At 47.9% G+C, this 19094-nt stretch carries 19 protein-coding genes; 13 read left to right on the forward strand and 6 right to left on the reverse strand.

The window, feature by feature from the left end; all coding sequences use genetic code 11:
• Positions 1-249: 249 nt before the first annotated feature.
• The 7 genes from D5E69_RS08650 to pepF all read left to right on the forward strand — a co-directional run bounded on the left by D5E69_RS08650 (position 250) and on the right by pepF (position 8712).
• Complete coding sequence (locus tag D5E69_RS08650; protein WP_414811616.1) at positions 250-1449, forward strand: putative glycoside hydrolase; 1200 nt, start codon at positions 250-252, stop codon at positions 1447-1449.
• Between the two features lie 256 nt (positions 1450-1705).
• Positions 1706-2278, forward strand: a complete 573-nt coding sequence (locus D5E69_RS08655) for a GNAT family N-acetyltransferase (protein WP_048004319.1) — start codon at positions 1706-1708, stop codon at positions 2276-2278.
• A 291-nt stretch (positions 2279-2569) separates the two neighbouring features.
• Positions 2570-2965 (forward strand): transcriptional regulator SpxA, encoded by a 396-nt coding sequence (gene spxA, locus D5E69_RS08660; RefSeq protein ID WP_048004318.1) that lies wholly within the window; start codon positions 2570-2572, stop codon positions 2963-2965.
• Between the two features lie 352 nt (positions 2966-3317).
• Positions 3318-3989, forward strand: a complete 672-nt coding sequence (gene mecA, locus D5E69_RS08665; RefSeq protein WP_048004317.1) for an adaptor protein MecA — start codon at positions 3318-3320, stop codon at positions 3987-3989.
• Positions 3990-4062: 73 nt separating this feature from the next.
• Positions 4063-5553: a cardiolipin synthase gene (cls, locus tag D5E69_RS08670; RefSeq protein ID WP_048015482.1), complete on the forward strand. Its 1491-nt coding sequence runs from the start codon at positions 4063-4065 to the stop codon at positions 5551-5553.
• Positions 5554-5640: 87 nt separating this feature from the next.
• On the forward strand, positions 5641-6795 hold the full coding sequence (locus tag D5E69_RS08675) for a competence protein CoiA (protein ID WP_159129559.1): 1155 nt from the start codon (positions 5641-5643) through the stop codon (positions 6793-6795).
• A 93-nt stretch (positions 6796-6888) separates the two neighbouring features.
• A complete protein-coding gene (gene pepF / locus D5E69_RS08680) occupies positions 6889-8712 on the forward strand; it encodes an oligoendopeptidase F (RefSeq protein ID WP_159129560.1) in 1824 nt (607 codons plus the stop codon).
• A gap of 54 nt (positions 8713-8766) precedes the next feature.
• On the opposite strand, the gene D5E69_RS23365 is transcribed toward pepF, so the two are convergent.
• From D5E69_RS23365 to D5E69_RS08700, 5 genes are all read right to left on the reverse strand, one after another.
• Positions 8767-8940, reverse strand: a complete 174-nt coding sequence (locus D5E69_RS23365; RefSeq protein ID WP_048004313.1) for a hypothetical protein — start codon at positions 8938-8940, stop codon at positions 8767-8769.
• Between the two features lie 283 nt (positions 8941-9223).
• Positions 9224-10105 (reverse strand): ClpXP adapter SpxH family protein, encoded by an 882-nt coding sequence (locus tag D5E69_RS08685; protein WP_048004312.1) that lies wholly within the window; start codon positions 10103-10105, stop codon positions 9224-9226.
• On the reverse strand, positions 10077-10478 hold the full coding sequence (locus tag D5E69_RS08690) for a globin domain-containing protein (protein ID WP_048015485.1): 402 nt from the start codon (positions 10476-10478) through the stop codon (positions 10077-10079). Before D5E69_RS08690 ends, D5E69_RS08685 begins: the two co-directional genes overlap by 29 nt.
• A 164-nt stretch (positions 10479-10642) precedes the next feature.
• Entirely contained in the window at positions 10643-11257 is a 615-nt protein-coding gene (locus tag D5E69_RS23815) for a lytic transglycosylase domain-containing protein (RefSeq protein ID WP_048012978.1), read from the reverse strand.
• 59 nt (positions 11258-11316) lie between these two features.
• Positions 11317-11916, reverse strand: a complete 600-nt coding sequence (locus D5E69_RS08700) for a CYTH domain-containing protein (RefSeq protein ID WP_159129561.1) — start codon at positions 11914-11916, stop codon at positions 11317-11319.
• 131 nt (positions 11917-12047) lie between these two features.
• Here D5E69_RS08700 and D5E69_RS08705 point away from each other — a divergent pair, with 131 nt between their 5' ends.
• From D5E69_RS08705 to D5E69_RS08720, 4 genes are read left to right on the forward strand one after another with little or no spacing between them, the layout of a single operon-like run.
• Positions 12048-12419, forward strand: a complete 372-nt coding sequence (locus D5E69_RS08705; protein WP_048004308.1) for a UPF0738 family protein — start codon at positions 12048-12050, stop codon at positions 12417-12419.
• Between the two features lie 57 nt (positions 12420-12476).
• Complete coding sequence (yjbM, locus tag D5E69_RS08710) at positions 12477-13124, forward strand: GTP diphosphokinase (protein ID WP_048004307.1); 648 nt, start codon at positions 12477-12479, stop codon at positions 13122-13124.
• A gap of 13 nt (positions 13125-13137) precedes the next feature.
• On the forward strand, positions 13138-13932 hold the full coding sequence (locus tag D5E69_RS08715) for an NAD kinase (RefSeq protein ID WP_048004306.1): 795 nt from the start codon (positions 13138-13140) through the stop codon (positions 13930-13932).
• Between the two features lie 12 nt (positions 13933-13944).
• The gene (locus D5E69_RS08720) at positions 13945-14835 is read left to right on the forward strand and encodes an RluA family pseudouridine synthase (protein WP_159129562.1); all 891 of its coding nucleotides are present in this window, start codon (positions 13945-13947) and stop codon (positions 14833-14835) included.
• 33 nt (positions 14836-14868) lie between these two features.
• Here D5E69_RS08720 and prpE read toward each other — a convergent pair whose 3' ends face one another.
• Entirely contained in the window at positions 14869-15600 is a 732-nt protein-coding gene (gene prpE, locus D5E69_RS08725) for a bis(5'-nucleosyl)-tetraphosphatase PrpE (RefSeq protein WP_048015491.1), read from the reverse strand.
• A gap of 244 nt (positions 15601-15844) precedes the next feature.
• Between prpE and mgtE the strand changes: the two genes are divergently transcribed.
• Positions 15845-17188, forward strand: a complete 1344-nt coding sequence (mgtE, locus tag D5E69_RS08730; protein WP_048013149.1) for a magnesium transporter — start codon at positions 15845-15847, stop codon at positions 17186-17188.
• Between the two features lie 24 nt (positions 17189-17212).
• Positions 17213-19075, forward strand: a complete 1863-nt coding sequence (locus D5E69_RS08735) for a monovalent cation:proton antiporter family protein (RefSeq protein WP_048004303.1) — start codon at positions 17213-17215, stop codon at positions 19073-19075.
• Positions 19076-19094: the final 19 nt, after the last annotated feature.

Below are 19094 nucleotides of genomic sequence, written 5' to 3' on the forward strand. Positions count from 1 at the left end.
TCTCTCAATGAATTGAATGAGATCTATCATGATTTTTCACTGTCAGCATCATACGGATTTTCATCCTCATGGTTTCTAACCATCCTATGTATATGAAAATCATAGAAACAGAATTCAGGTAGCAATTCCACACCTTTTCGGAAATTTCGACATTATCTGTCCATTTTCCCTTTTCTTTCAAGTTCATTCATTGTTAGAATAGATAGAGGAGATACATATTTTACTAGACGAATAGAGGAGAGATTCGCTTTGAAGTGGAAAAAATGGGCTACCGCTGCAGCAGGGATCGCGGTATTGTGTGCGCTTCCTTTTCAGGTGGCAGATGCAGAAGGAACTGGAAAAGAAGCTGGAACGCATCAAGTAAGGGCGATGGCCATGAAGGAAAAGGATGGGAGCGTGTCTCCCCGCTTTAAGTACGATTCCGGCTTGAACTTTGAATATCCGGATGCCGTCCGCGGTATTTATGTTACGGGGCATTCAGCGGGTGGTTCGAAATTCGGACAGCTGACGAAGCTGATCGAAGAGACAGACCTTAATGCAATGGTCGTGGATATCAAAGATGATAACGGGAATCTGACGTATGTACCGGATAAGCCCTCACCCTATCACGATATTGGCCAACCTTTCATTAAAGACCCCAAACAGGTGTTGAAGACGATGGAAGAGAAGGAGATTTATCCGATCGCAAGGGTAGTGGTCTTCAAGGATACGGTCCTGGCCAACAAAAAACCTGAACTTTCATTCGTAGACGGGAATGATGTATGGAAAAACGGTCGCGGGGAATCATTCGTCAATCCCTTCATGAAGGAAGTATGGGATTACAATGTAGGTATTGCCATCGAAGCGGCGAAGATGGGATTCAAGGAAATCCAGTTTGATTATGTCCGATTCCCTGAAGGATTTGAAAATCGGGACGATGAGTTGAAGTATGACGGCGGTACATACACAAGTGAAGACTCCGATAACGTTCAAAAGCGCGTGCATGCCGTTACGGACTTTGTCGAATACGCCCACAAACAGCTTGAGCCGTATGATGTTGAAGTATCGGTCGATATTTTCGGCTACAGTGCCACATTGCCTGAAGCTCCGGGAATCGGTCAGAATTTCTCCAAGATTTCAGAAAATGTCGATGTGATTTCATCCATGATCTACCCGAGTCACTGGACGTCTTATTTTGGCATCGACAAGCCTGATCTCGAGCCGTACAAACTTGTTGCTGAATATTCCAAGCTTGAAAATAAAAAACTCGGTGAGCTGAAGAATCCCCCTACTTCACGTCCGTGGCTGCAGGACTTTACGGCTTCATGGCTCGGTTCGGGGAATTATAAAGCGTATGGAAAAGCAGAAGTGGAGGCACAGATCAAAGCACTCAATGATAATGGAATCAACGAGTTCCTGCTATGGGATGCAGGCAACTCCTACACACGGGGTGTGGACTACACGCCTTGATCAATGAACGGTGCGGTCTTCCGGTTTAATGGATGGGCCGTACCGTTTTCTTCTATAGAAATGAACGCCGCGATCACCACTTTCCGCGGGAAGGACATTTGACAAAGCCCCACATACTGCTATCATGATAAGTAGAGTGTCTGCGAAATCCCCCTTTTTCACCTTACAGCGTGAAAACCCCTCTCTCAAATCTGACATATATTTTACCATTTAGAGAAATCTAGTACTGCAAAACATTTTCAGAAGGAGTAGGTCCATGCATTGGTATGAGAAGCTAAATCAATATTTTCCTGTAGAAGAAATGAAATCTCGCGAGCATATGGAAACGCTTTTAAAAGAAAGAAGCGATATCTATCACAAAGATGAAGGAGAGTATCATGTCCTTATGTATGCGGAACTCGATGAGTTCATCTTCATCGATTATCTGTTCGTCTCCAAGGATGCCAGGGGTCAAGGTCTTGGCAGCAAACTGCTCGAAAAGCTGAAAGAGAGGAACAAACCGATCCTCTTGGAGGTAGAGCCTGTGGATTATGACGATACCGATACCGAAAAGCGCCTTAAGTTTTATAAACGGGAAGGGTTCAAACATGCCGTGACCATCGGGTATGCAAGAAGGTCCCTCGCAACAAATGAAGTAAATCCCATGGAGATCCTATACTGGGCACCACAGGATGAGCCTGAAGAACTGATTTATGAATCCATGAAAAAAACATACGAACTGATCCATACTTATAAGGATGAAACATTTTACGGTGAATCCTATGAGTCGGTCGACGATGTGCTGACGCTAGATGAGGATCGTGACGGAGATGTATTGAAAAAACTGTGATACCCGGACCTTATTGCGATTCGCAATAAGGTTTTCTAAATGAAAATGAACTCATATGTTTAACAGTGAGTAGAAGGGGTATATCTTCAGTAGATGGATATGATCATACTGTGTTAAACAAATGTATAAGAAAATTGACAAATTGGTTAAAAGTATATTCAACAAAACATTATTCATGTATAATACGTTATAGAGATTGCTTATTTAAACTAATTTTAATTAAACCGTATATGTTTAAATAATACTCTACTTTATCTTTTCAAAAAAATCTTGAGGGAGTGTGAATGATTCGTGGTAACATTATTCACTTCACCTAGTTGTACATCTTGTCGTAAGGCAAAAGCTTGGTTAGAAGAACATGAGATTCCATATACAGAGCGCAACGTTTTCTCTGAACCATTGAGCATCGATGAAATCAAAGAAATCCTTCGCATGACTGAGGATGGTACGGATGAAATCATCTCGACTCGTTCTAAGACATTCCAAAAGCTGAACGTCGACCTGGAGACCCTTCCTCTACAAGAGTTGTTCGAACTGATCCAACAGAATCCGGGTCTCTTGAGACGCCCGATCATCCTGGACGAAAAGCGCCTGCAAGTGGGCTACAATGAAGATGAAATCAGACGTTTTCTTCCTAGGAAAGTTCGTACATTCCAACTCATGGAAGCTCAGCGTATGGTTAACTAACTCATATCCGCCCCGGTCAAATGGCCGGGTACCTTTTCTAAAAAAAGGGGGCCAGCTAACGAAGGTACGTTGCGTATCCTTTTCAGCTGGTCCCCTTTCACATTGGACGAGTTTTATCACTTGAATTTTCTGCAAATATCCGCTAAACTGGCAAAAACACTTGTTAATCAGCAGGATATGTGAAGTAAAATGGGTGCTAAATGTATTCCCATTTCAGTGGAATCAACATAAAATAGAAGTACAAGGTACAAACTAACCTAACTGTTTCTTCTATCTTCACCAGCAATCGAGCTGCAAGGCTCGGAGGGTGCAGTCCCTTCACTAACTTCATGCAAGAAGGGAGAGGTGTCAAATGGAAATCGAACGCATTAACGAAAATACAGTCAAGTTTTATATATCTTATGGGGATATCGAAGATCGCGGTTTTGACAGGGAAGAAATCTGGTATAACCGTGAGAGGAGCGAGGAGCTATTCTGGGAGATGATGGATGAAGTCCATCAGGAAGAAGACTTCGGAATCGAAGGACCTCTCTGGATCCAGGTTCAGGCACTCGATAAAGGCCTTGAAATCCTCGTGACCCGTGCTCAGGTCTCCAAGGATGGTCAACGTTTTGAACTGCCGATCCCTGAAGAAAAGCTGAAGGATCTGCCGGTTGATGAACGGATCGAAGAACTGCTCGATCAGCATTTCCAAATCAAGCAGGATCCCGAAGGAGAAGGGGACGCTTCACTCGACTTCACTCTAACGTTCCGTGATTTCGAAGATGCCATCTCGCTTGCCCACCGGATGAAAGACCAACCGCTGGAGCAAATGGCCACAAAGCTATTGGCTTATGAGAATAAATATTACCTGTACATCAAGTTTTCCGAAGAACATTTTACGGAAGAGGAAATGGAGAATACCCTCAGCATGCTTCTCGAATATGCCGATGAATCACGGATGACGGTCCATCGCCTTGAGGAATATGGCACAGTGGTCATGGCTGAAGATGTATTCGGTACGATACGTACACATTTTGCATAATGCCCAATACCGGTTTCTGATGAAATCGGTATTTCTTTATTTTAAGAATCCATCCTGAAAGGTGTTCACGAGTATGAAAAATACGGTACGTGTACTCTTATTCCTCCTGGTGCTTGTGATCAGTTACCTGCTCTACTTTGATCAGTATTTACACGGTATAGTCAAATATGTCAGCTTGTTGTTCACCTTCTCCGTCATCTTGATCGGATTTTTGATCTTCTTTGAAAACCGTCACCCGACACAGACGTTGACATGGCTTGTGGTCCTTGGCGCATTCCCGTTCCTAGGCTTCATCTTTTATCTGTTGTTCGGCAGGAACTTCCGAAAGGAACGGATGTTCAAGAAAAAATACATATTGGATAAACAAACCTATCTGCGCTACGAACCCGGTCCGTTGGAAATGGATCGAGATCTGTTTCAGGACAAGTATTTTCGTCTTGCCAGGCGAATCGGGAATAGCTCGATCTCTTTTTCTTCCTCGACGAAGGTGCTGACCAATGGTGATGAAACGTTCCGGGAGATTTTGGACTGGCTGAAGACGGCGAAGCATCATATCCATCTTGAATACTATATTGTCCGTCATGATGACATCGGCTCTCAGATCAAGGAGGTCCTCATCCAAAAAGCCAGCGAAGGGGTGAAGATCCGCTTCTTATATGACGCTGTGGGCTCATGGCAGCTATCCAGGAAATATATCACCGAATTGAAGGAAGCGGGAGTCGAGATGGTTCCATTCGGCCCAGTTAAAATACCCATCCTGAACAATAAGTTCAATTTCCGCAATCATCGCAAGATCATTGTCATCGATGGTTCCATCGGCTTTGTCGGCGGGTTGAATATAGGGGATGAGTATCTCGGGAAGAACCCATCCTTTGGATTTTGGAGGGATACCCACCTTATGGTCAAAGGGGATGCCGTCAGGACCTTGCAGCTTATCTTCCTCCAGGACTGGTACTATATGACGAGTGACGATTTCATCACGCCGGGCTATCTGACTCCAGATCCTGGCGAGGGGGATGGAGGCGTGCAGATGATTGCAGGGGGACCTGACAATGAAGTCAGCGTGCTGAAAAACCTGTTTTTCTCTATGATCACATCTGCTCAAAAGAGTGTGTGGGTTGCGTCACCCTATTTCATACCGGATGAAGATATTTTCTCAGCCCTGAAGATTGCCGCCCTCAGTGGAGTGGACGTGAGGCTCCTTGTACCCCATAAGCCTGATAAAAGAATTGTCTTCCATGCTTCCCGTTCCTACTTCCCCGACCTCCTTGAAGCAGGCGTCAGGATCTATGAATATCAAAAGGGTTTCATGCACAGCAAAATCATCATCGTGGATGGAGAGCTTGCATCGATCGGCACGTCCAACATGGACATGAGGAGCTTCCATTTGAATTTTGAGGTCAACGCCTTCCTATACAAAACGGAAAGCACCCTTGATCTTATGACTGAATATGAGCATGATCTGGAGCATGCCGAAGAGCTGTCACTTGATACATTCCAAAAGCGTCACCTCGGCTACCGGTTCCTTGAATCGACATCTCGTCTGCTATCGCCGTTACTATGAACTTTCCCTGAAAATCCGGGGAAGTTTTTTTGTGGGAAGAAAGGAGATCGGAGTGTGTTCGTAGAATGAGTGGGGAGGAGGTGTTCCATGCTGACTGCTCATGTCAACAACCGTTTATTCACCGCGTTCCATCATTCGAGAGAAGAACTCTTGAAGCTTCGTTCATCCGCCCCCGCCATCACTTGTCCCCACTGTTGTAAACCATTGCTCCTCAAGGTCGGGAGCAAGACCATCCCCCATTTTGCCCACCAGATCAAACAGGACTGCCCCGCCACCCAAAAAGGCGAATCCACTCTTCACCACTCCGGAAAGAAAATCCTCTACGATCGGTTCCACAGCCTGTTCAAAGATGTGAAAGTTGAGTACTTTTTAAAGGAAATCAATCAGATTGCCGATGTGTTCATCACTTCGGGGACCGCAAGAATGGCAGTCGAGGTCCAGTGCTCGACCCTCTCTGCAGCAGAACTGAAGAAGCGGACAGAGGGGTACCGGTCTCTCGGCATCCAAGTGATCTGGCTGCTAACGGAAGGAGCCCCCAGACCGAGCGGGGCACTCAGGCTTTCTTCGTTCCAGCAAGCTTTCCTGCGCCATGCAGAACCCCTTGGCTTATTCCTTCTTCTTTTCCTCCCTGATCAACTGGAATTCCATCTCTACCAAAATCTCATCCCCCTTTCTGCGAATACCTTCCATGCTTCCAGGCCTCACAAGATTCCCGTAAGTACATTCACCATACCCATGACCATCGGACAAGCACCTGTAAGGACGTTTCCCTACGGGGTTTGGGACCGCTCAAGGACTAGTTGGATCCAACGCATCCTCAGGTACTCAACCGAGCAAGCTTTTAAGCGGGAAGTATACCAATCAGGGGATATTCTATTGTACCTCCCGCAATGGGTAGGTCTATCCCCTCACCACCGGATCGAAACGCATCCTGTCATCTGGCAGTATTACCTTTGGAGTGATACGTTGAAGAAAGGGGACACAGGACTCGACACGATCATCTCTGCCCTGGCTGTGAGAGTAGAGAGCGGTGACGTGAGGGTCAGGGACCTTCCCCTTGTGGACCAAGATGGCTGTCCTTTAGAGGAAGCCGTCAACTGGTACTTATCCTTACTGGAGAAGCTCGGAATCGTCACAGTGGAAGAAGGAATGTGCAGACTTCTTCAAGAGTGGGAATGCCCGGAGACGTTCGATTTCTATATGCGTCACCGTACGGATTTTTCAGCACGATTAGGCATATAGTATAGTGAGACCGATTAGTTGCAGGAATACGTTTGTTGAGAGAGAATAGTACTATTAAGGAAAAATTGCAAAAAATGAGGATGGAGGATCACTATGTCTAATGAAACAGCTGTAAAACGCCTGCCCAACCGCAGCGAGGTAAAGCAGGAGCTAACATGGAGGCTCGAAGATATCTTCCCGAGTGACGAAGCCTGGGAGAAGGAATACAAAGAGATCCAGGAGCTCTCAAGCAGGGCAGGGGAGTTCAAAGGGACGCTCGGCAACGGAGCAGATGAACTATATGCCGCTTTTGCCTTCCAGGATGAGATCCTTGAGCGGATGGGGAAGGTTTATACATACTCACATATGCGCTATGACCAGGATACCACCAACTCCCATTATCAAGGGATGGACGATCGGGCGAAAAGCCTTTATACAAAACTCGGAAGCGCATTTGCCTATCTGGTTCCGGAGGTTCTTTCTGTCGATGAGGAAAAGATTGCATCGTTCCTTGAAGAAAAACCTGAATTGAAGGTTTATGCCCATGCCCTTGAAGAGATCAACCTTCAACGTCCCCATATTCTGACTGAGAAGGAAGAGTCCCTCCTGGCTCAGGCCTCCGAAGTGTTCAGTTCATCGAGCAACACATTCGGAATGCTGAATAATGCCGATCTTGAGTTCCCCAGTATAAAAGACGAAAACGGGGAAGTGACGGAAATCACTCACGGGCGTTTCATCCGTTTCATGGAGAGCAGCAATCGTTCAGTCAGGAAAGAAGCGTTTGAAAAAGTCTATGAGACGTACGGAAAGTTCCGCAACACATTCGCTTCAACCCTGAGCGGTACCGTGAAGAAAGATAATTTCTCTGCAAAGGTTCGGAACTATGATTCAGCACGTCATGCAGCCCTTTCAAACAACAATATCCCTGAACAGGTGTATGATAACCTGGTCGAGACCGTCAACAATAATCTGCACCTCCTCCAGCGATACGTGAAGCTGCGCAAAAAGGTCCTTGAGCTCGATGAAGTCCATATGTATGACCTGTACACGCCACTGGTGAAGGAAGTCAAAATGGAAGTCGGGTATGATGAAGCCAAAAAGATGATTCTTGATGGACTCAAGCCCCTTGGTGAAGAATATGCAAATGTCCTGAAGGAAGGGTTTGAAAACCGCTGGGTGGATGTTGTGGAGAACAAAGGGAAGAGGAGCGGAGCCTATTCATCGGGTGCATACGGGACGAATCCGTATATCCTCATGAACTGGCAGGATAATGTCAATAATCTATTCACCCTTGCCCATGAGTTCGGGCACAGTGTCCACAGCTATTACACCAGAAGTGCCCAGCCATATACGTATGGAAATTATTCCATCTTCGTGGCTGAGGTGGCATCGACGTGCAATGAAGCACTCCTGAATGACTATTTGTTGAAAACGATCGACGATGAGAAAAAGCGTCTGTATCTCTTGAACCATTATCTTGAAGGATTCAGGGGAACGGTCTTCCGTCAAACCATGTTTGCCGAATTCGAGCATCATATCCATAAAAAAGCCCAGGAAGGCGTTGCTTTGACGTCGGAATACCTGACGAAGGAATATTATGAGCTGAACAAAAAGTATTTCGGAGATGAAATCGTCATCGATGAGGAGATCGGGCTTGAGTGGGCCAGGATTCCTCACTTCTATTACAATTACTACGTTTATCAGTACGCCACAGGCTTCTCGGCTGCTACAGCCCTCAGTCATCAGATCCTCGAAGAAGGCGGGCCGGCTGTCGAACGGTATATCGAGTTCTTGAAAGCAGGAAGTTCCGATTATCCGATCGAAGTGCTCAAAAAGGCAGGAGTCGATATGACGACTTCCTCGCCAGTTGAGGAAGCATGCAAGGTCTTTGAAGAAAAGCTCAATGAAATGGAAACCCTTCTCGAGAAACTCCAATAGGTAAATAAGAAGACGCCCGCTTGGTTAAGCGGGCGTCTTTGAATCCAGGCAGAATCATCGTTGAAAACCTTTGAACCGATGGCGTGTGAAAAGGGAATGGATGAAGATCAGCACGCATACGAACAGGATCGGGGAAGTGACATAAAGCGGGATCAGTTTCATGAGACCGAATAGATTGAGGATGAAGCTGATTCCGATCAGTATGAGGAGGATCAACTGTTTCACCATGAGAGCGTCTCCTTTGGCAGCCGTTTTCTACTATGTATATGTGCCGGTACCGCTTCTCATTCAATGGAATATGACAATATTGTGAAATACCATACAAACTCTTGTCATGCCGAGCCAGCTCATGGTATATTATCAGTGTGAAGTTGATCACAAGCAAACATATACCCCTTTGTTTGACCGTGAAAAATTTCTCCCATCCCCTTTGTTCGTATTTGAAAAGCCGATGTTGGCGACAACATCGGCTTTTCCATTTGTTCAATTATTATTATATCGGGATAATTAACTACCCGATATACCTCCAGAATGTCCCGTGCTTTGCGGGGATTTTCTTCACCTTCTGCTGAAGGGCCCACTTTTTCATTTCTTTCTCCACTTCTTCAACCGATAAATCGTATACAACGGCAATTTCCATCGTCCCGACCAGGCGGTAATGCTTCATGAAAACATCAAGTGAGGGAAGCGTCTGTTTTTCAGGTTTCTCTGCAAGCATTTCTTCAATGATGTGTACGTAAACGTCATACGGATACATACCTGCGATCTTCAAACCTTCGTCTTCGATGTTCTCATTGAAGAATACAAGGGTAGGGATTTCTTCGACTTCCATCTCGGATGTGATCTTAACATCACACTTAAAAGCTTTCGCTGCAGAATCGGAGTGGATATCGTTCATGAATTCATTTAAGTCCAGCTTGGCAGCCTTGGCGCATTCCTTTAATACATCGATAGAGGATACGTCCCTTTTCTCCAGGAATAATCGTTCCTGAAGGCATCGAAGGAAGCGGATGCCCTGATGTTTACCCTGAAGCTCGGCTGCCTTGATGGCAAACGATACGACATAGGGTGAATCAATGGGATTTTCTTTCCATAGGCTCCCGTCGCAAGACATTCCGGACCTGCTGGCCGTCTTATCCCAGTGCTGGGCGAGATCCGCCTGTTTCCTTCTTGTCGCGATATTCAGGGAGGAAAGCTGCCCGCTCAGGATGTAGCGGATGCGGAAGTATTGACCGTATTCGATATGAAGCTTTTTCATGATGGGTTCCAAGGCCCAGCATTCCGGACAGAGAGGGTCGACAAACATATAGATCTCCAGGGGCTTCTTATCGGCGCTGCATCCTTTCAGTGGATGCCAGTTCACGCTAGTCAATGTCACTCTGCTCCCGTTCATCGGTATTCACCATATGGTGGGCGGTGAGCGCAAGGCGATGGAAGAAATCGTCGCGTACAGGACCCTCTAACTGTACGTCGTCCATGGCTTCATGCATGCAGCCGAGCCATGCCTTCGCACGTGACTCGGTAATCGGGAAAGGAAGATGTCTCGCACGGAGCATCGGATGCCCGTGTTCTTCCGTATAGACCGGTGGCCCCCCCAGATATTGTGTCAGGAATTGTTTTTGTTTGCGTGCTGTTTCGGTCAAATCATCCGGGAACAGGTTGGACAGCTCCGGATGTCGGGCTACTCTATGATAAAACGCTTCTACGAGCATGGAGAGTTTCTTTTCGCCGATTAGATTATAGGGCATGTTAGGTTTCTCGACCATAAGAATGACTCCTTTTTTACTAAGTTTGTAAGTTCATTCTAGCAAGCCTGCCGTGTTAGTACAAACAAATCGGCTTGCCCTCCAACCATAGTGTGACCGCAATGGGGGAAACGTATGAAAGGGGGAGCCCATGAAATAAAAAGAAGCCGGCCTTGAGGGCCGGCTCATGCGTAATAAGAATCCATGATCTTTCTCACATAGTTCTGGGTTTCCTGAAATGGGGGAACGCCACTGTACTTATCTACATTACCCGGTCCTGCATTGTAAGCGGCAAGGGCAAGCTTCATATCCCCATCGTATTTCACCAGCATCTGCTTCAGGTACTTCGCGCCGGCAAAGACGTTCTGTTCAGGGTCATAGATGTCAGTGACCCCGAGGCCGCGGGCGGTTCCAGGCATGAGTTGCATCAATCCTGCGGCACCTGCGTGACTGGTGGCTTCAGGGTTGTAACCAGACTCCTGCTTCACGACGGAGTGGACCAACTTAGCTGGTATCCCGTAGCGTTCGGCAGCCCTGCTGATGATGGAGTCGAAGCCTGTCCCAGGTGCTTGGTTTACATCACGTTCCTGTGAATGGGGAAGCGACGGGGAATTTGGCATCTGCGGCATGGCATCGAGGAGGTTCTGTATACTTCCCAATGTGTCGTTGCCGGTTGTCTGAAGTGCCGAGTCTAGTATGGTTTGGAACGAATTCGTGCCTTCACTTGATGATGAGGCGATGGAACCGAGGTTTCCCAGTGCCTGAAGCTCCATCATCGCTTTTACTTGTTGGATGTTCATGTATCGGATCTCCTTGCTCTGATTAGTGTGCGTATATAATTACTATCGGAAAGATTCCTCTACTGTGAAGATTTTTCCTGTTGCTTTTTCTTCAATTCTTCATAAAAGCGCCTGACTTTGTTCTTGGTCGGGCGAACCGGAATCTGGAATGTCTCAAGAAGCTCGAGGAAGGTGGCTTCTCCTTCAATCCTGCCTGCTGCTTCATACTCCAGTTCATAGTCTTCTTTGTCCAGATACTCGCTCTGGTCCAGCACCAGGAGCCCGCCTTTGAAGTGTTGCTCGGAACGCTTTGTATGCAGCGTACCGAAGTGTTGTAGGGCGGCTGGATCGATATTCAGCCCGAGGATGGTATCCCGTACTTCACCCTCAGGGAATCTTCTGTCCTTAAGAAGAGAAGCGGCTTCCTCTTCACTTAGGGGCTGGTTGGTTTCGAGAAGGTCTTCGCCGTGGGGGGTCTTCAGGGTCAGCGTATGATGTCCGGACTTGGACCGGATCCTAAGGGCTGATCGGGTTTCCTTCAGTTTGAAATCTTCGGTATCGAAGTAGTGGTTGGTCTGGAGCAGAAAATCCGCTTCTTTCACATTGAGCGCAGAAGAGAGCTTCGCAAACTCGTCGATTGTTAGGATGTTTTTGAATTCGATTTCGATTTCTTTTGGCATGAGGGTCTTCCTTTCTACTGTCGGTCATTGCTTCATTATCTCATTGACGAATAGGGAACTTCAATGTTTAGATGAATTCATGAAATGTGGTAGAATAATACTGATTGTTTTATGGAAGGAATGAGAGTTGAATGAGGAAAGTAATCCAGTTTCACAAGACAAGCGTTGAAAACGGTGTCCTGATCCTGCACACAGAACAGGACGATCTCCTGTCAGGAATCCAGGCCGCCGGTCAGATCATAGCAGATTCTGATCGATTCGCTTTTGTATACCTCGCAGAAAACGAGGAGGAGTATGTGTATTTGTACCTGGAAGAACCGATGTGGCAGGATCTGAAGAGCGCACTGGAAAAAGGCATGCCGGTCATGGCACGCGGAACGGAACGCACCCTCGAGCTTCATCAGTTCCAGGAAGAACTTCAGTACCTGGTCGAGAATATCCAGGGGAACGGAAACTACGGTGATGAAATGGTCGCAAAGGTGGAAGCGGTATTTTTCCACTGATCAATTGAGCACTGATCAATAAGGCACTAACAGCCGACCTTACCAGGAGGTGATGGAATGAACCATTGGGAACAGTTTTTAGCTCCGTATAAACAGGCGGTTGACGAATTGAAGGTAAAGCTGAAAGGGATGCGGGGAGAGTATGAAAAATACAGCATCCATTCGCCCATTGAGTTTGTCACGGGCAGGGTGAAGCCGATTGCCAGCATCCTGGATAAAGCGAACAAAAAAGGAATCAGGCTCTCTGCGATCCAGCAGGAGATGCAGGATATTGCCGGACTGAGGATGATGTGCCAGTTCGTTGAAGATATCCATGTGGTAGTGGAGAAGCTCCGTGCAAGGAAGGACTTTACCATCATCGAGGAACGTGACTACGTGACCCATAAAAAGCCGAGCGGCTACCGCTCCTATCACATCGTCATCGATTACCCGGTGCAGACCATTCACGGGGAAGTGAATATCCTGGCGGAAATCCAGATCAGGACCCTGTCCATGAACTTCTGGGCAACAATCGAGCACTCATTGAACTATAAGTATAGCGGCCAGATCCCGGAAGAAATCAGACATAGGCTGCAAGGTGCTGCAGAAGCTGCTTTCCGCCTTGATGAAGAGATGAGCCTCATCAGGGAAGAGATACAGGAAGCACAGGTCATTTTTACGAACAAAACGGAAAAGGACCAGCGAGGGAGACCCAGCGGGACTTGAAAGGGGTATGAGTATGAAGTTCGCGATCACGTCAAAAGGTGATTCCAAATCCAATACGTTGATGCATAAAATGAGAACCTATCTTCAAGATTTCAATCTTACATATGATGAAGACCAACCCGACATCGTCATCTCCGTCGGTGGTGACGGCACCCTCCTCTACGCCTTTCACCGCTATCGTTCGAGACTTGATAAGACGGCTTTCGTCGGTGTGCATACCGGACACTTGGGCTTTTACGCCGATTGGGTGCCTGAGGAGATCGAAAAGCTTGTCATCGCCATTGCAAAGACTCCGTATCAAGTGATTGAGTACCCTCTACTCGAGACGATCATCCGCTATCAGCACGGTGGGAAGGAAACGAGGTATCTTGCCCTCAATGAATCCACCGTCAAAAGTGTCGAAGGGACTCTTGTCATGGATGTAGAAATCCGCGGTCAGCACTTTGAACGCTTTCGCGGGGACGGGCTGTGCCTTTCCACGCCTTCCGGAAGTACGGCCTACAACAAAGCCCTTGGCGGCGCCATCATCCATCCGTCAATCCCTGCGATTCAGTTCGCTGAAATGGCGTCCATCAACAATCGCGTCTTCAGGACGATCGGTTCGCCGCTCATCCTCCCGGCCCATCATACATGCATGCTGAAGCCGGTTAACGGACCAGACTTCCTCGTCACGATCGATCACTTATCCCTGCTTCACAAAGATGTGAAGAGCATTCAGTATCGCGTGGCCGATGAGAAGATCCGGTTTGCGCGCTTCAGGCCGTTCCCGTTCTGGAAACGGGTGCATGACTCCTTTGTGTCGGACTGACGGATCAAGATCATGAAACGATATGAAATGAGCTGGGTCATCGGGGAGGAGGACGAGGGGCGGCTCATGAAAGATTTCCTGAAGGATCATGAAATTTCCAAGCGCACCTTGACGGCGGTCAAATTCGAAGGCGGAGAGCTTAGCGTCAATGGAAGGCGGGAGGATGTGCGTTTTCGCTTACACACAGGTGACTGCCTCCGCGTCATCTTCCCGGTTGAAGACAGCTCCATCCTCCCGGAGCCCGTCCCATTGGAAGTCCTGTATGAAGATGATGACGTTCTCGTGGTTCACAAACCTTCGGGAATGAAGACCATCCCTTCGACCGATCAAGCAGGTGGAACATTGGCGAATGCGATCAGGTTCCATTACATGGACACTGGCGTCGCATCCACTGTCCATATCGTCACAAGGCTTGATAAAGATACTTCGGGGATCGTGCTGGTGGCAAAGCACCGACATATTCACCATCTCTTCACGCTGAGTCAGAAGCAGGGGAACGTTAGCAGGGAGTATGAAGCCATTGCTCACGGGGTGTTTACAGATACAGAAGGGGTCATCGAAGCTCCCATCGGAAGGAAAGAGACCAGCATCATCGAACGGATGGTCCGCGAAGACGGCCGCCATGCCAAAACCCGATACCGGGTCGAGAAGCAGTACGGAGCCTATGCCTATTTGAGACTGCAGCTCGAGACCGGGAGGACCCATCAGATCAGGGTGCATCTATCCCATATCGGGCACCCTCTGGAAGGGGACGATCTTTACGGCGGCTCGCTTGATCGTATAAAGAGGCAGGCACTCCATTGCAGCCGCCTTACCTTTTTTCATCCGGTGAAACAACGCGAGCTGACCTTTCACTGTCCGCTGCCTCAAGATATGAGTCGGTTGGTGGATCAAGGTTCATAATAAGAGCGAGAGCCCCGTGGCCCTCGCTCTTTTTTAGTAACATGTGAATTTTGTCGGGATCGATGGCATCGTGGAAGGCACACTGACCGTCTCGAGTTCCGGGTAGCGGAACGCGGTGAGGCGTCCACCAAAGACCGCACCGGTGTCGATATTGACTGTGCGATGGATCATTCTTGGCTCTGGGACGGGTGTATGACCATAAACAATCCAGGCATCACCATGATAGTCCCTGGCCCAGTCCCTCCTGACGGGAGTCCCGTCGGGATTCCGTTCCCCGGTGATGTCTCCGTACAGAACGAAGGTCCTGATTTTTTTATTTTTCCTCCCGATCCATTCCTCCTTCATCCCTGCGTGGGCAAGGATCAGTCTCCCTCCATCTAGTACATCGTAGAGAGGGGCGTCTTCGTACAAGGCCAGGAATTTCTTCTTGATCGCTTCCTGCTTCGAAGGTGAGGAGGATGCCCACTCTGCGACCGTTGTCTCCAGCCCATGCCGTATCTGAACGTCATGACCGAGGAAATAGCGGTACAATTTATCGCAGTGGTTCCCGGGTACATACCTTGCTTTCCCCTGTGAGCAGAGAGCAGCCACAAGGTCGATGGTGTCGAGTGATCGCGGCCCCCTGTCGGTAAGGTCCCCGATGAAGGCGAGCTGTCGTTCCGGATGAACAGGGATTTCGCCTGCCCAAGTGTATCCAAGTTTTTCAATCAGTGTTGTCAATTCCTCATAGCACCCGTGTATATCCCCGATGATATCCAGTTTCATGTCAGTCAGCTCCTTTTTGCTTTTCTTTTTATTGAAATTATGCCATATTAATGGTTCAGTGTTTCACATATACGATCGGACCGCAGGATTTCAAGAAAAAGGATGTCATTTTGAAGGCGACAAGAACTGAAGGATTTGCTAGTATTAATACGATAAAGATACATGTGATAGGAAGAAGGTGTGTTCAATGACTGATACCACACAAGATCAGGAAAGAGACAAAGACAAACAAAATGATAGGGAAATGTTCGATGAAGAACTTCTGATCAGGGCGCTTGAAGAGGAGAATATGGATCTCTTCCGTTCGGAGTTCATTGAACTGCACTCGTATGATCAGGCGACATTCTTTGCACGGGTGGAGGAGGGATTGAGGGCCCGCCTCTATCACTACCTATCCCCTGAGGAAATGGCAGAGCTATTCGAAAGTCTTGATATCGAAGAAGAAGATTATCAGGATATCCTTGCCGAAATGAATCCTTCTTATGCAGCTGAAATGCTCTCCCATATGTATACGGATGATGCGGTCGATGTATTGAACGAGCTGGATAAGGAACAGGTGGTCAGCTATTTGACCATCATGGATGATGAATCGGCGAAAGAAATCAAAGAACTCCTGCACTATGAAGAATACACCGCCGGTAGTATCATGACCACGGAATTCGTAGCCATCAGCAAAAATCAGACGGTGCGGTCAGCCATGTATATCTTGAAGAACGAAGCGCCGAACGCGGAGACCATCTACTATATCTATGTCATTGACGACGATAAAAAGCTCGTAGGGGTCATTTCCCTCCGTGACCTTATCATCAGTCACGATGATGTGATGATCTCAGAGATCATGAGCGAACGTGTCATGTCTGTAGGCGTCAGTGAAGACCAAGAGGCAGTAGCAAGACAAATGAAGGATTACGATTTCCTTGCCCTGCCCGTTGTGGATTTCCAGCAGCATCTCCTCGGGATCATCACCGTCGATGACATCATGGATGTTATGGAAGAAGAGGCATCCGATGACTACTCCAAGCTCGCCGGGATCTCTGATCTGGATTCTATCGACCAGAATCCATTCAGTGCAGCTAAGAAAAGGCTGCCGTGGCTCATTGCCCTTTTGTTCCTCGGAATGTTTACCGCAAGCCTCATCAGCCGGTTCGAGGACACCCTTGCCGTCGTACCGGTCCTTGCCATCTTCATTCCGGTCATTTCAGGCATGTCCGGTAACACGGGCACACAGGCCCTGGCCGTCGCGGTTCGCGGGATTGCAACGGGAGATATTGAAAAAGAAAGCAGATGGTCCCTTATCATGCGTGAAGCAGGGACCGGTCTGATCACGGGTACCACATGCGGTGTCGGTATCAGCATCATCGTGTACGTGTGGAAGGGTGAGTTCTTCCTCGGACTGGTCATCGGGGTATCCCTGCTCATCTCCCTATTCGTAGCGACGCTTGCCGGGATCCTTGTCCCGCTCGTGATGCATAAGCTCAAAGTCGATCCTGCGGTTGCGTCGGGGCCGTTCATCACTACGATTAATGATATCATTTCGATTTTGATTTACTTCGGCCTCGCCACCATCTTCATGAGCTACCTACTATAAATATAGATAAGGGGGAGAATTAGAATGGAACAACATGCATCTGTTACGTCCTTGGTCATCGTGATCCTGGTGGCGTTTTTGACACCCATCCTGCTCCATAAGTTCAAACTCAACTTCATCCCCGTGGTCATCGCAGAGATCATCGTCGGATTGATCATCGGTAAAAGCGGATTTGATATTGTCCATCAGGACATGTGGCTTGAGACGCTTTCGACCTTGGGATTCATTTTCCTTATGTTCCTCAGTGGACTGGAAATTGATTTCACCGCTTTCTCAGGCGGCAAGAAGAAAAAGGCTTTACTGCCGAACGGGAAGGAAGAGCCGAACAGGCTGAGGGTAGCCATGATCATATTCCTGGGTATCTTTGCGGTCTCCCTTGGACTCTCCTATCTCTTCGTTTGGTTCGGTTTGATCAATAATGCGTTCCTCATGACCCTCATCATCTCGACCATCTCTTTGGGAGTGGTGGTACCGACGTTGAAAGAGGCCCATATCATGAAGACCGCAATCGGTCAGATCATCCTCCTGGTAGCGGTCATCGCCGATCTTGTGACGATGATCCTGCTTGCCGTATTCGTCTCCCTATACGGGGACGGCCAGGGAAGCATGTGGCTCCTTCTCATCCTCTTCGGTGTAGGGATCCTGCTGTACTTCCTTGCAAAACGACTTAAAAATAATCCGTTCATCAGGAGTCTATCGACAGGTACCGTCCAAATCGGTACCCGGGCGGTATTCACGCTCATCATCGTCCTGGTGGCCATTTCTGAAACCGTCGGGGCAGAGAATATCCTCGGAGCGTTCCTGGCTGGAGTACTTGTTTCACTCCTAGCACCCAACCAGGAAATGGTCCATAAGCTTGACTCTTTCGGCTACGGGTTCCTCATTCCGATCTTCTTCGTGATGATCGGGGTCGAACTGGACCTCTGGACGCTGCTGAGCGACAAGAAAATGCTCCTGTTGATTCCGCTGCTGTTACTTGCTTTCTTTATCTCGAAAGTGGTGCCGGTGTACTTCCTGAAGTATTGGTATGACACGAAGACGACTCTTGCTTCTGCATTCCTTCTGACCTCGACCCTTTCCCTCGTGATCGCGGCAGCGAAGATTGCGGAGCGAATTGAGATCATCACTCCCCAGATGAGTGGAACATTGATCCTTGTCGCCGTCATTGCCTGCATCATCACGCCGATCTTCTTCAAGAAGCTATTCCCGAAGGAAAATGCCGCAGAGAAGAAGCTGAAGGTTTCATTCCTTGGTGCCAACCAGCTGACGATGCCGGTATCAAGGGAACTCCAATCTTCCCTGTATGAACCGGTCCTTTATCATACTAGGCAGGACAAATCGGAACAGACGATCGCAGACTCGCTGTTCACCATCAATGAAATCGAGAATTATGATTCTTCGACCATTGAAGCGCTGGGGATATTTGAATCGGATATCCTCGTCATCTCCACCGGAGATGAAGCCCTCAATGCCTCATTAGCCGTTGAAGCGAAAGGAAAAGGGGTGGACAGGGTAATCGTCCGGGCCGAGAGTGCAGATCTTCATGAAGATCTGAGGGAAAAGGAAATTGAGGTCTATTCCGTCTTCCTGTCCACGAAGGCACTTCTCCGGGCTCTGATCGAATCACCGTCCGTACTCAATATCCTTACCAATCAGGAAACGTCGCTATACGAAATCCGGATGCTGAATCATCAGTTCGAGGGCATGTCCCTCAGACAGTTCCCGTTCACCGGGGATGTGATTTTTGTCAGGATATTCCGCGGCAAGGATTCCATCGTTCCCCATGGCGATACAGAGCTTCATATGAATGATCGCCTGATCGTCACCGGATCGAAAGAATATGTGGATGAATTGAAAAGAGAATTGGAATTCTGTGAAGACTGCTGAACACATTGGAACTTCCCAT

It is taken from the genome of Rossellomorea marisflavi (assembly GCF_009806575.1).
Classification (GTDB): Bacteria; Bacillota; Bacilli; order Bacillales; family Bacillaceae_B; genus Rossellomorea; species Rossellomorea marisflavi_A.

Coding starts and splice junctions, on each gene's coding strand:
- D5E69_RS08655 (WP_048004319.1), top strand. CDS start 1,706: ATGCATTGGTATGAGAAGCTAAATCAATATTTTCCTGTAGAAGAAATG.
- mecA (WP_048004317.1), top strand. CDS start 3,318: ATGGAAATCGAACGCATTAACGAAAATACAGTCAAGTTTTATATATCT.
- cls (WP_048015482.1), top strand. CDS start 4,063: ATGAAAAATACGGTACGTGTACTCTTATTCCTCCTGGTGCTTGTGATC.
- D5E69_RS08675 (WP_159129559.1), top strand. CDS start 5,641: ATGCTGACTGCTCATGTCAACAACCGTTTATTCACCGCGTTCCATCAT.
- pepF (WP_159129560.1), top strand. CDS start 6,889: ATGTCTAATGAAACAGCTGTAAAACGCCTGCCCAACCGCAGCGAGGTA.
- D5E69_RS23365 (WP_048004313.1), bottom strand. CDS start 8,940: ATGGTGAAACAGTTGATCCTCCTCATACTGATCGGAATCAGCTTCATC.
- D5E69_RS08685 (WP_048004312.1), bottom strand. CDS start 10,105: ATGAACGGGAGCAGAGTGACATTGACTAGCGTGAACTGGCATCCACTG.
- D5E69_RS08690 (WP_048015485.1), bottom strand. CDS start 10,478: ATGGTCGAGAAACCTAACATGCCCTATAATCTAATCGGCGAAAAGAAA.
- D5E69_RS23815 (WP_048012978.1), bottom strand. CDS start 11,257: ATGAACATCCAACAAGTAAAAGCGATGATGGAGCTTCAGGCACTGGGA.
- D5E69_RS08700 (WP_159129561.1), bottom strand. CDS start 11,916: ATGCCAAAAGAAATCGAAATCGAATTCAAAAACATCCTAACAATCGAC.
- D5E69_RS08705 (WP_048004308.1), top strand. CDS start 12,048: ATGAGGAAAGTAATCCAGTTTCACAAGACAAGCGTTGAAAACGGTGTC.
- yjbM (WP_048004307.1), top strand. CDS start 12,477: ATGAACCATTGGGAACAGTTTTTAGCTCCGTATAAACAGGCGGTTGAC.
- D5E69_RS08715 (WP_048004306.1), top strand. CDS start 13,138: ATGAAGTTCGCGATCACGTCAAAAGGTGATTCCAAATCCAATACGTTG.
- D5E69_RS08720 (WP_159129562.1), top strand. CDS start 13,945: ATGAAACGATATGAAATGAGCTGGGTCATCGGGGAGGAGGACGAGGGG.
- prpE (WP_048015491.1), bottom strand. CDS start 15,600: ATGAAACTGGATATCATCGGGGATATACACGGGTGCTATGAGGAATTG.
- mgtE (WP_048013149.1), top strand. CDS start 15,845: ATGTTCGATGAAGAACTTCTGATCAGGGCGCTTGAAGAGGAGAATATG.
- D5E69_RS08735 (WP_048004303.1), top strand. CDS start 17,213: ATGGAACAACATGCATCTGTTACGTCCTTGGTCATCGTGATCCTGGTG.